11 protein-coding genes are annotated in these 11,348 nt (G+C 68.2%); 9 read left to right on the forward strand and 2 right to left on the reverse strand.

From position 1 onward, the window contains the following. Positions 1–296, forward strand: a 296-nt coding sequence (locus AC1D12_RS12540; RefSeq protein WP_477840704.1) for a cupin domain-containing protein, incomplete at its 5' end; no start/stop codon positions are given. A 13-nt stretch (positions 297–309) separates the two neighbouring features. After that, positions 310–1,353, forward strand: coding sequence for an L-glyceraldehyde 3-phosphate reductase (gene mgrA / locus AC1D12_RS12545; protein ID WP_477840706.1), 1,044 nt, complete (start codon positions 310–312; stop codon positions 1,351–1,353). Here the strand turns inward: mgrA and AC1D12_RS12550 are convergent. Next, positions 1,335–1,679, reverse strand: a complete 345-nt coding sequence (locus AC1D12_RS12550; RefSeq protein ID WP_477840708.1) for a hypothetical protein — start codon at positions 1,677–1,679, stop codon at positions 1,335–1,337. The two genes, mgrA and AC1D12_RS12550, sit on opposite strands and share 19 nt — an antisense overlap. Before the next feature lie 234 nt (positions 1,680–1,913). Here AC1D12_RS12550 and AC1D12_RS12555 point away from each other — a divergent pair, with 234 nt between their 5' ends. The 5 genes from AC1D12_RS12555 to AC1D12_RS12575 all read left to right on the forward strand — a co-directional run bounded on the left by AC1D12_RS12555 (position 1,914) and on the right by AC1D12_RS12575 (position 9,241). After that, complete coding sequence (locus AC1D12_RS12555; protein ID WP_477840710.1) at positions 1,914–4,772, forward strand: 2-oxoglutarate dehydrogenase E1 component; 2,859 nt, start codon at positions 1,914–1,916, stop codon at positions 4,770–4,772. A 74-nt stretch (positions 4,773–4,846) separates the two neighbouring features. After that, entirely contained in the window at positions 4,847–6,112 is a 1,266-nt protein-coding gene (gene odhB / locus AC1D12_RS12560; RefSeq protein ID WP_477840712.1) for a 2-oxoglutarate dehydrogenase complex dihydrolipoyllysine-residue succinyltransferase, read from the forward strand. A 12-nt stretch (positions 6,113–6,124) separates the two neighbouring features. Next, a complete protein-coding gene (lpdA, locus tag AC1D12_RS12565) occupies positions 6,125–7,552 on the forward strand; it encodes a dihydrolipoyl dehydrogenase (protein WP_477840714.1) in 1,428 nt (475 codons plus the stop codon). A 19-nt stretch (positions 7,553–7,571) separates the two neighbouring features. Continuing rightward, a complete protein-coding gene (zapE, locus tag AC1D12_RS12570) occupies positions 7,572–8,672 on the forward strand; it encodes a cell division protein ZapE (RefSeq protein ID WP_477840716.1) in 1,101 nt (366 codons plus the stop codon). Then, a complete protein-coding gene (locus tag AC1D12_RS12575; RefSeq protein ID WP_477840717.1) occupies positions 8,669–9,241 on the forward strand; it encodes a hypothetical protein in 573 nt (190 codons plus the stop codon). The genes zapE and AC1D12_RS12575 overlap by 4 nt, the downstream gene beginning before the upstream one ends. Before the next feature lie 93 nt (positions 9,242–9,334). Here the strand turns inward: AC1D12_RS12575 and AC1D12_RS12580 are convergent, their stop codons facing one another. Beyond that, complete coding sequence (locus AC1D12_RS12580; RefSeq protein ID WP_047502495.1) at positions 9,335–10,099, reverse strand: PP2C family protein-serine/threonine phosphatase; 765 nt, start codon at positions 10,097–10,099, stop codon at positions 9,335–9,337. A 63-nt stretch (positions 10,100–10,162) separates the two neighbouring features. Here AC1D12_RS12580 and AC1D12_RS12585 point away from each other — a divergent pair, with 63 nt between their 5' ends. After that, on the forward strand, positions 10,163–10,366 hold the full coding sequence (locus AC1D12_RS12585; RefSeq protein WP_047502498.1) for a YdcH family protein: 204 nt from the start codon (positions 10,163–10,165) through the stop codon (positions 10,364–10,366). Further along, a partial coding sequence (locus AC1D12_RS12590; protein ID WP_477840719.1) for an ATP-dependent DNA helicase occupies positions 10,344–11,348 on the forward strand: 1,005 nt, incomplete at its 3' end. The genes AC1D12_RS12585 and AC1D12_RS12590, both read left to right, overlap by 23 nt.

An 11,348-nucleotide genomic window follows, 5' to 3' on the forward strand; every position in this document is an offset into this window, starting at 1 on the left:
GCACCGACCTGAGCGGCACGCCCAACATGGAGGTGATCGCGTCGATCGTCGAGCTGAAGCCGGGCCAGAGCAGCAACCTGCATGTGCACCACGGCGTGGAGGCGTTCCACGTGCTGCAGGGCGCGATGGTGCAGGCGCCGGGCAAGGATGCCTCGATGATGCCCACCGGCCTGACCGGGCTGAACCTGCGCGACGTGCAGCACGGCAGCTTCAAGGTGGTCGGCGACATACCCTTGAAGTTGTTCACGGTGCACATCGTCGACAAGAATGCACCGCTGTACGACTTCGTCAAATGACACCCCGGGCACCATGACCTACACCGCCGCGGCCGACCGCTACGAGACCATGACCTACCGCCGCTGCGGCCGCAGCGGGCTGAAACTGCCGGCGCTGTCGCTCGGCCTGTGGCACAACTTCGGCGATGCCACGCCGCTCACCGAGCAGCGCGCGCTGTTGCGCACCGCCTTCGACCTCGGCATCAACCACTTCGACCTCGCCAACAACTACGGCCCGCCGTACGGCAGCGCCGAGACCAATTTCGGGCGCCTGCTGCGCGAGGATTTCAAGGGCTACCGCGACGAGCTGGTGATCTCCACCAAGGCCGGCTACGACATGTGGCCGGGCCCGTACGGGCAGGGCGGCGGCTCGCGCAAATACGTGCTCGCGAGCCTCGACCAGAGCCTGCGGCGCATGGGCCTGGACTACGTCGACATCTTCTATTCGCACCGCTTCGATGCCGCCACGCCGCTGGAGGAAACCGCCTCGGCGCTCGCGACCGCGGTGCAGTCGGGCCGCGCGCTGTACGTCGGCATCTCGTCGTACTCGGCCGGCAAGACGGCCGAGATGGCGCGGCTGCTGCGCGAGCGTGGCGTGCCGTTGCTGATCCACCAGCCGTCGTACAGCCTGCTGAACCGCTGGATCGAAGGCGAGCTGCTCGCGACACTCGAGGGCGAAGGCGCCGGCTGCATCGCCTTCAGCGCGCTCGCTCAGGGGCTGCTGACCGACAAGTACCTGAACGGCGTTCCGGTGGATGCGCGCATCAACAAGCCGGGCGGTGGCTCGATGAAGGCGGAACACCTCTCGGCCGCCAACCTGGAGCGCGTGCGCGCGCTGCGGGCGATCGCGCAGCGGCGCGGGCAATCGCTCGCCCAGATGGCGCTGGCCTGGGTGCTGCGCGACCCGCGCGTGACGACCGCGCTGATCGGCGCGAGCCGGCCCGAGCAGCTGCGCGAGAACGTGGCAGCCCTGTCACGGCTGGATTTCAGCGCGCAGGAGCTGGCCGAGATCGACCGGCATGCGCAGGACGGCGGGCTCGACCTGTGGGCGCGCTCCAGTCACGACGAGGCGTTCTGACGCGGCGGCAACACCCCGACGTCCAGTTCGACCTCGTAGTCGCAATCGCAGCCCTGGCCGGCGGCGATCAGCCGCGCGACCGCCCGGCCGGCCCAGCGGCGCAGCCATGCCGGCCCGGGCAACTGCCGCGCCCGCACCAGCACGCCGCAGCGGTAACCGCCTTGTACCTCCCACAACAGCGCCGCGCAGGCGCCGTGGCGCCGCCGGCTGACCAGCACGCCGACCGGGCACGGCTCGCTCGCGCAGCACACGCCGCAGCCGTTGCACGGGGCGCCGAACGCCGGTTTCGGCGGCGCGTCAGGGTGGATCCGGATGATTCGTCGCACGGCATCGTCCGATGGGAGGAGGCGATTGTCGCCCGCGGGAAACTCGCCGATCCCACGAGGTAGACCGCAGAATTCCAACGGTGTTACAGTCGCGCCCGTGACTTTCAGGTCCTTCCCGTCCCCTTGCTGGTAAATCAGTCAAGGCGGGTCGCAATCCGCCAGCCGGTCTAGCCGTGTCGCGGAAGGTTTCTCAACCCACTACAGCACCGGAAACCGGTGTGAAAGGTGAGCGAAATGATGCAGGAATACAGGTCGAACTCGTACCTGTTCGGGGGCAATGCGCCCTATGTCGAAGAGATGTACGAGGCTTACCTCGACAACCCGGGCTCGGTGCCTGACAACTGGCGCGCCTACTTCGACGCCCTCCAGCACGTTCCTGCCGCCGACGGTTCGTCGGCTGCCGACGTTCCGCACGCACCGGTCGTCGAATCGTTCGCTCAACGCGCCAAGGCCAACGCCTTCGGCAACAAGGCCAGCAGCGCCGACCTCGCGGTCGCCCGCAAGCAGGTCCACGTCCAGTCGCTGATCGCCGCCTACCGCTTCCTCGGCTCGCGCTGGGCCGACCTCGACCCGCTCAAGCGCCAGGAGCGCCCGAAGATCCCCGAGCTGGAGCCGGCGTTCTACGACCTGAGCGAGTCCGACATGGACATCTCGTTCAGCGCGACGAACACCTACTTCACGACCGCCGAGCAGATGACGCTGCGCCAGATCGTGCAGGCGCTGCGCGAGACCTACTGCAGCTCGATCGGCGCCGAGTACATGCACATCACCGACCAGCCCGAGAAGCGCTGGTGGCAGCAGCGGCTCGAGTCGATCCGCTCCAAGCCCAATTTCACGGCCGAGCAGAAGAAGCAGATCCTGAACCGCCTGACCGCGTCCGAAGGCCTCGAGCGCTACCTGCACACCAAGTTCGTCGGCCAGAAGCGCTTCTCGCTCGAAGGCGGCGAAAGCTTCATCGCATCGATGGACGAGCTGGTGCAGCGCGCCGGCGAGAAGGGCGTGCAGGAGATCGTGATCGGCATGGCCCACCGCGGCCGCCTGAACGTGCTGGTCAACACGCTGGGCAAGATGCCCAAGGACCTGTTCGCCGAGTTCGACCACACCGCGCCCGAGAACCTGCCCTCGGGCGACGTGAAGTACCACCAGGGCTTCTCGAGCGACGTCACCACCGACGGCGGCCCGGTCCACCTGAGCCTGTCGTTCAACCCGTCGCACCTGGAGATCGTCAACCCGGTCGTCGAAGGCTCGGTCAAGGCCCGCCTGGACCGCCGCGGCGACAAGGAAGGCGACACCGTGCTGCCGGTGCTGGTGCACGGCGACGCGGCCTTCGCCGGCCAGGGCGTGGTGATGGAGACGCTGGCGCTCGCGCAGACGCGCGGCTACTACACCGGCGGCACCGTCCACATCGTCATCAACAACCAGATCGGCTTCACGACCAGCGACCCGCGCGACACCCGCTCGACGCTGTACTGCACCGACGTGGTCAAGATGATCGAGGCCCCGGTGCTGCACGTGAACGGCGACGACCCCGAGGCGGTCGTGCTGTGCACGCAGCTCGCGCTCGACTACCGCCAGGAGTTCAACAAGGACGTGGTGGTCGACATCGTCTGCTTCCGCAAGCTCGGCCACAACGAGCAGGACACGCCGGCGCTCACGCAGCCGCTGATGTACAAGAAGATCGCCCAGCACCCGGGCACCCGCAAGCTGTACGGCGACAAGCTGGTGGCGCAGGGCGTGCTGCCGGCCGACGGCCCGGACGCGATGGTCAAGGAGTTCCGCGCCGCGATGGATGCCGGCAAGCACACCATCGACCCGGTGCTGACTAACTACAAGAGCAAGTACGCGGTCGACTGGTCGCCGTACCTGAACAAGAAGTGGACCGATTCGGCCGACACCGCGCTGCCTCTGGCCGAGGTGAAGCGCCTGGCCGAGCGCATCACGACGGTGCCGGCGAACTTCAAGCCGCACCCGCTGGTCGAGAAGGTGCTGGCCGACCGCGCCGCGATGGGCCGCGGCGACATCAACATGGACTGGGGCATGGGCGAGCACCTCGCCTTCGCGTCGCTGGTCGCGAGCGGCTACCCGATCCGCCTGTCCGGCGAGGACAGCGGCCGCGGCACGTTCACGCACCGCCACGCGGTGCTGCATGACCAGAACCGCGAGAAGTGGGACGAAGGCACCTGGACGCCGCTGCAGCACGTGGCCGACAACCAGGCCCCGTTCGTCGTGATCGACTCGCTGCTCTCCGAAGAAGCGGTGCTCGGCTTCGAGTACGGCTACGCGAGCGCCGACCCGAACACGCTGACGATCTGGGAAGCGCAGTTCGGCGACTTCGTCAACGGCGCGCAGGTGGTGATCGACCAGTTCATCGCATCCGGTGAAGTGAAGTGGGGCCGTGCGAACGGCCTGACGCTGATGCTGCCGCACGGCTATGAAGGCCAGGGCCCGGAGCACTCGTCGGCGCGCCTGGAGCGCTTCATGCAGCTGGCCGCGGACAACAACATGCAGATCGTGCAGCCGACCTCGGCCAGCCAGATCTTCCATGTGCTGCGCCGCCAGATGGTGCGCATGTTCCGCAAGCCGCTGATCATCATGACGCCGAAGTCGCTGCTGCGGAACAAGGACGCCACGTCCCCGCTCGTCGAGTTCACGAAGGGCGAGTTCAAGACGGTGATCCCCGAAGCGAACGACGAGATCGCGACCGACAAGGTCAAGCGCATCGTCGCCTGCTCCGGCAAGGTCTACTACGACCTGGTGAAGGCCCGTGCCGAGAAGAAGGGCACCGACGTGGCGATCATCCGCGTCGAGCAGCTCTATCCGTTCCCGCACAAGGCCTTCGCGGCCGAGGTGAAGAAGTACCCGAACGCGACCGAGATCGTCTGGTGCCAGGATGAGCCGCAGAACCAGGGCGCCTGGTTCTTCGTGCAGCACTACATCCACGAGAACATGGTCGACGGCCAGCGGCTGGGCTATGCGGGTCGCCCCGCGTCGRCCTCGCCGGCAGTGGGCTACGCGCACCTGCACCAGGAGCAGCAGAAGGCGCTGCTCGACCAGGCCTTCGCCAAGCTCAAGGGCTTCATCCTCACCAAATAAGCAAGTCGTGGCGCAGCCCGCCGGCCCGATGGCCGGCCGGGCTGCGACCGTGCTGAACACCAAGAAAGAACCTCATGGCAATCGTAGAAGTCAAAGTCCCGCAGCTGTCCGAATCGGTGGCCGAAGCCACGCTGCTGCAATGGAAGAAGAAGCCCGGCGAGGCCGTGGCGATCGACGAGATCCTGATCGAGATCGAGACCGACAAGGTCGTGCTGGAAGTGCCGGCGCCGGCCGCCGGCGTGATCGCGCAGATCGTCAAGAACGACGGCGAGAGCTGCACCAGCGATGAAGTGATCGCCCGGATCGACACCGAAGCCGCTGCGCAGGTGAGCCCGCTGGAAATCAAGGCCGTGCCCGCACCGACCGCGGCCCCGGCGGCGGCTGCCGCTGCGCCGAGCAGCGCCAGCAAGAGCGATGTCGCGATGCCCGCGGCCGCCAAGCTGCTGGCCGACAACAACCTGTCGACCAGCGCCGTCACCGGCACCGGCAAGGACGGCCGCGTGACCAAGGGCGACGTGCTGGGCGCGATCGCCGGCGGCGCGAAGCCGGCTGTCGCCGCACCGGTGGCTGCACCGGTCGCACCGTCGGTGGCGAAGCCGCTGCCGGCCGTCGCCGCGCCGATCCAGCAGAACCTGGGCGATCGTCCGGAACAGCGCGTGCCGATGAGCCGCCTGCGCGCCCGCGTTGCCGAGCGCCTGCTGCAGTCGCAGGCCACCAACGCCATCCTGACCACGTTCAACGAAGTGAACATGGCGCCGGTGATGGAGATGCGCAAGAAGTTCCAGGAGAAGTTCGAGAAGGAGCACGGCGTGAAGCTGGGCTTCATGAGCTTCTTCGTGAAGGCCGCGGTCGCCGCGCTGAAGAAGTACCCGGTGATCAACGCCAGCGTCGACGGCAACGACATCGTCTACCACGGCTACTTCGACATCGGCATCGCGGTCGGTTCGCCGCGCGGCCTGGTGGTGCCGATCATCCGCAATGCCGACCAGCTGAGCTTTGCCGACATCGAGAAGACCATCGCCGGCTTCGGCCAGAAGGCCAAGGACGGCAAGCTGTCGCTCGAGGAGCTGACCGGCGGCACGTTCTCGATCAGCAACGGCGGCACCTTCGGCTCGATGCTGTCGACGCCGATCATCAACCCGCCGCAGTCGGCCATCCTCGGCGTGCACGCGACGAAGGACCGCGCGGTGGTCGAGAACGGGCAGATCGTGATCCGCCCGATGAACTACCTCGCGATGTCGTACGACCACCGCATCATCGACGGCCGCGAAGCCGTGCTGGGCCTGGTCGCGATGAAGGATGCGCTGGAAGATCCGGCCCGCCTGCTGTTCGACATCTAACCGGAACCGACGATGAGCAAATCATTTGACGTGGTCGTCATCGGCGGCGGCCCCGGCGGCTACATCGCCGCGATCCGCGCGGCGCAGCTGGGCTTCAACACCGCCTGCATCGACGAGTGGAAGAACGAGAAGGGCGGCCCGGCCCCGGGCGGCACCTGCACCAACGTCGGCTGCATTCCGTCGAAGGCGCTGCTGCAGTCGAGCGAGCATTTCGAGCATGCCGGCCATGCCTTTGCCGACCACGGCATCGGCCTGAAGGACCTGAGCATCGATGTCAGCAAGATGCTGGGCCGCAAGAACGCGGTCGTGAAGCAGAACAACGACGGCATCCTGTACCTCTTCAAGAAGAACARGGTGTCGTTCTTCCACGGCCGCGGCTCGTTCGTGAAGGCCGCTGAAGGCGGCTACGAGATCAAGGTGGCGGGCGCGGCCGAAGAATCGATCGTCGCCAAGCACGTGATCGTCGCGACCGGCTCCAACCCGCGCGCGCTGCCCGGTGCGCCGTTCGACGAGGAGAACATCCTCAGCAACGACGGTGCGCTGCGCATCCCCGCGGTGCCGAAGAAGCTGGGSCTGATCGGCGCCGGCGTGATCGGCCTGGARATGGGCTCGGTSTGGCGCCGCCTGGGGGCCGAGGTGGTGGTGCTGGAGGCGCTGCCGACCTTCCTCGGCGCGGTCGACGAGCAGATCGCCAAGGAGGCGCAGAAGGCCTTCAACAAGCAGGGCCTGAAGGTCGAGCTGGGCGTGAAGATCAGCGAAGTCAAGACCGGCAAGAAGGGTGTCACCGTCGCGTACGCCAACGCCAAGGGCGAAGCGCAGACGCTCGAGGTCGAGAAGCTGATCGTCTCGATCGGCCGCGTTGCCAACACGATCGGCCTGAACCCGGAAGCGGTCGGTTTGAAGCTCGACGAGCGCGGCGCGGTGGTGGTCGACGACGACTGCAAGACCAACCTGCCGAACGTCTGGGCGATCGGCGACGTGGTGCGCGGCCCGATGCTCGCGCACAAGGCCGAGGAAGAGGGCGTCGCGGTGGCCGAGCGCATTGCCGGCCAGCACGGGCACGTCAACTTCAACACGATCCCGTGGGTGATCTACACCTCGCCGGAGATCGCGTGGGTCGGCCAGACCGAGCAGCAGCTGAAGGCCGCGGGCCGGGCCTACAAGGCCGGCACCTTCCCGTTCCTCGCGAACGGGCGGGCGCGCGCGCTGGGCGACACGACGGGCATGGTCAAGTTCCTCGCCGACGCGAAGACCGACGAGATCCTGGGCGTGCACATCGTCGGGCCGATGGCGTCGGAGCTGATCTCCGAGGCGGTGGTCGCGATGGAGTTCAAGGCCTCGGCCGAGGACATCGCGCGCATCTGCCATGCGCACCCGTCGCTGAGCGAAGCCACGAAGGAAGCGGCCCTGGCCGTCGACAAGCGCACGCTGAACTTCTGAACGGAAGCCACCGCGCTCGATGGTCTCCGTCACAGAGTTGTACCGGCAGACGCTCGCGGAGCGCGGCTACCAAAGCGACCCGGCGCAACTCGCCGCGGTCGCTGCGCTGCAGCGCTGCCAGGACGAGTGGGAGGCCTACAAGGCGCGGCGCAGCAATKCGATCGCGAAGCTGCTGGTGCGGCCGCCGCTGCCGCGCGGCGTCTACATGCACGGCGGGGTGGGGCGCGGCAAGAGCTTCCTGATGGATTGCTTCTTCAACGCCGTGCCGCTGCAGCGCAAGACGCGGCTGCACTTCCATGAGTTCATGCGCGAGGTGCACCGCGAGCTGGCCGAGCTGAAGGGCATCGTCAACCCGCTCGAGGAACTGGGCGCGCGCATCTCGCGGCGCCACCGGCTGATCTGCTTCGACGAGTTCCACGTCGCCGACGTGACCGACGCGATGATCCTGCACCGGCTGCTCGACAGCCTGTTCTCGCACCGCGTCAGCATCGTCACGACCTCGAACTTCAAGCCGGACGACCTGTACCCGAACGGCCTGCACCGCGACCGCATCCTGCCGGCCATCGAACTGCTGAAGCAGAAGCTCGAGGTGATCAGCGTCGACAACGGCACCGACTACCGGCGCCGCACGCTGGAGCAGGTGACGCTGTACCACACGCCGCTCGGGCCCGAGGCCGATGCGGCGATGGCCGAGGCCTTCACGCGGCTGGCCGAGGCCAAGGACGAGCCGCCGGTGCTGCACATCGAGCACCGCGAGCTGCACGCGCGGCGCAAGGCCGGCGGCGTGGTGTGGTTCGACTTCAAGACGCTGTGCGGCGGGCCGCGTTCGCAGAACGACTACCTGGAGCTTGCGACGCAGTTCCATACCGTGCTGCTGTCGGATGTGCCGCAGATGCCGCCGCGGCTCGCCTCGGAGGCGCGGCGCTTCACCTGGCTGGTCGACGTGCTGTACGACCGCCGCGTGAAGCTGATCATGTCGGCCGCGGTGCCACCGGAAGAGCTCTACAAGGACGGCCCGCTGGCGCACGAGTTCCCGCGCACGGTGTCGCGGCTCAACGAGATGCAGTCGAAGGAATTCCTGTCGCTGGAGCGCCGCGACGTGGATACTCGGTTGACATGAAAAGGCTGTTCGTCACCGCTGCCTTGCTGGTCGCCGCGCTGGTGCAGGCGCAGACGAAGGACGCGCCGTCCAGCCAGGYCGAGCGCGAGCGCATCGCGAAGCAGCGCCAGGTGGCCGAGGCGCAGTATGCGCAGCGCGAGGCCGAGTGCAAGCGCCGTTTCGTCGTGACCTCGTGCATCGACCAGGCGCGTGCCGACCGGCGCCAGTCGCTGGACAACCTGCACCAGCAGGAGATCGCGCTCGACGAGGTGGAGCGCCAGCAGCGCAGCGCCGAGCACCGCCGGCGGCGCGATGCCAAGGCCTGGGACGAGATCAACAAGCCGGCGCCGGAGCCGCGGCCGCCGCGCGAACCGAAGGCGCGCGCATCGAAGCCGCTGCTGCCGCCGTCAGCCGCCGCATCGCGGCCGGCACCGGTCGATCGCAGTGCCGACGAGCAGCAGGCGCGCGAGCGATTCGAGGCTCGCCAGCGCGAGGCGCAGGCCCACAAGGCCGAGATCGAAGAACGCAACCGCAAGAAGGCGGCGACCCGCAAGCCGGGATTGCCGCTCCCCGCCGCTTCGGCGCCCTGAATGCCGATCAAGCAACGCCCGCGGAACCGGCTTCGCCGGGCCGCCGGGTGGTGCCCCCTGGGGGGAGGGGCGAAGCGACTGGRGGGGCTCTATCTAGCCTAGCGCGTCGATCCGGATCAGCGCCAGCGACAGGTTGTCCCCCGTCCCCCGCGCCCGCTGGCGTGCCTTCGTCACCAGCATCTCGCTCGCCTCGCGCGGCGGCAGCGTGTGCACGATCGCGCCGAGTTCCTTCGGGCTGAAGTAGTGCCACAGCCCGTCGCTGCAGGCGAGCACCGAGTCGCCGACCTGCAGCTGGTCGATGTGGTGCAAGGTCAGCGGCGGATCCTGGTAGGTGCCGAGGCAGCCGGTCAGCAGGTTCGACTGCGGGTGCGTGTTGGCCTCTTCCTCGCTGATCTGGCCCTCGTCGACCAGGCGTTGCACGAACGAATGGTCGATGGTGCGGCGGACCATGTCCGGCCCGCGGAAGTGGTAGCAGCGCGAATCGCCGGCATGGATCATGTCGCACTCGCGCGAGGGGCTGATCAGGTAGGCCACCGCGGTGCTGTGCGGCTCTTCCTCGGCGGTGATCGCCGTCAGCTTGATCATCAGGTGCGCTTCGAGCACCAGTTGCTTCAGCAGCTCGGAGGGATCGTCCTGGTTCGGGCTGTAGCGCTCGAACAGCTGGCGTGCCGTCAGCACCACCTGGTCGGCGGCCTTGCGACCGCCGCTCTTGCCGCCCATGCCGTCGGCCAGCACCGCCAGGGCACACCCGGGAACCCGGTGATGGGGCAGGATCTCGACCTGGTCCTGCTGGTAGGCGCGGTCGCCGCGGTGCATGCCGGTGGCGGCATTCAGCCGATATCCTGGGGGTGTGCTCATGGGCGAAAACTATAATCGCTTTGCCCCCACGCCCACCTGCAATACTCCGCGACGTTCTCCTCGATGGACGACAACCTGCACTCGCCGCAGCGCCGCCTGATCGAGCTTCGCATCGAACACGCCGACCTCGACAGCCTGATCGACCGCGTGGCTGGCGAGCACTCCGACGACGAACTCGCGATGCGCCGGCTCAAGAAGCGGCGCCTGGCCCTGCGCGACCAGATCGCGAAACTGGAAACCCAGCTTGACCCTCCCGAACCCGCCTGATCTGACTCCGCTCGAAGAGGCCGTCGCCGAAGCCTTCGCCCAGGGCGGCGCGTTGTCGCAGGCCGATCCGCGCTATGTCGAGCGCGAGGTGCAGCAGCGCATGGCGCAGCAGGTGGCGCAGGCGATCGACGGGCGGCATGCGCTGGTCGCCGAGGCGGGCACCGGCGTCGGCAAGACCTTCGCCTACCTGGTGCCGACGCTGCTGTCGGGCGCGCGGGCGCTCGTCAGCACCGCCACCAAGAGCCTGCAGGACCAGCTCTTCCTGCGCGACCTGCCGCGCCTGCGCGATGCGCTCGGGCTGCCGCTGACGATTGCGCTGCTGAAGGGCCGCGCCAGCTACCTCTGCACGCACCGCATGAACCAGGCGCGCCAGTCGGCCCAGCTGCCAGACCGCTGGGCGGTGCGCACGCTGGCCAAGATCGAGACCTGGTCGCGCGCCACCACCAGCGGCGACCTGGCCGAGCTCGACGGGCTCGACGAGCGCTCCAGCGTGATCCCGCTGGTCACCTCCACCCGCGACAACTGCCTCGGCAGCGAGTGCCCCGACTACCGCCAGTGCCATGTGATGAAGGCGCGGCGCGAGGCGATGGCGGCCGACCTGGTGGTCGTCAACCACCACCTGTTCTTCGCCGACATGGCGCTGCGCGACTCGGGCGTGGCCGAGCTGCTGCCGAGCGTCGAGGTGGCGGTGTTCGACGAGGCGCACCAGCTCGCCGAGGCCGGCGTCGCCTTCCTCGGCACGACGCTCGGCACCGGGCAGGTGATCGACTTCGCCCGCGACATGCTCGGCGCCGGGCTGCAGTTGGCGCGCGGGCTCGCGCCATGGCAGGAACTGGCCGCCGCCTGCGACAAGGCGGCGCGCGATCTGCGCATGGCCGCCGCCGGCCCGCTGCGCGAGGTGCGCGGCAGCCTGAAGCTGCGCTGGGACGAACGCGCCGAGCGGGCGGATTTCGGCACCGCGCTGCAGGGCGTGGCGCAGGCC

The organism is Rhizobacter sp. P1_G5 (assembly GCF_056405435.1).

Coding starts and splice junctions, on each gene's coding strand:
- mgrA (WP_477840706.1), top strand. CDS start 310: ATGACCTACACCGCCGCGGCCGACCGCTACGAGACCATGACCTACCGC.
- odhB (WP_477840712.1), top strand. CDS start 4,847: ATGGCAATCGTAGAAGTCAAAGTCCCGCAGCTGTCCGAATCGGTGGCC.
- AC1D12_RS12580 (WP_047502495.1), bottom strand. CDS start 10,099: ATGAGCACACCCCCAGGATATCGGCTGAATGCCGCCACCGGCATGCAC.
- AC1D12_RS12585 (WP_047502498.1), top strand. CDS start 10,163: ATGGACGACAACCTGCACTCGCCGCAGCGCCGCCTGATCGAGCTTCGC.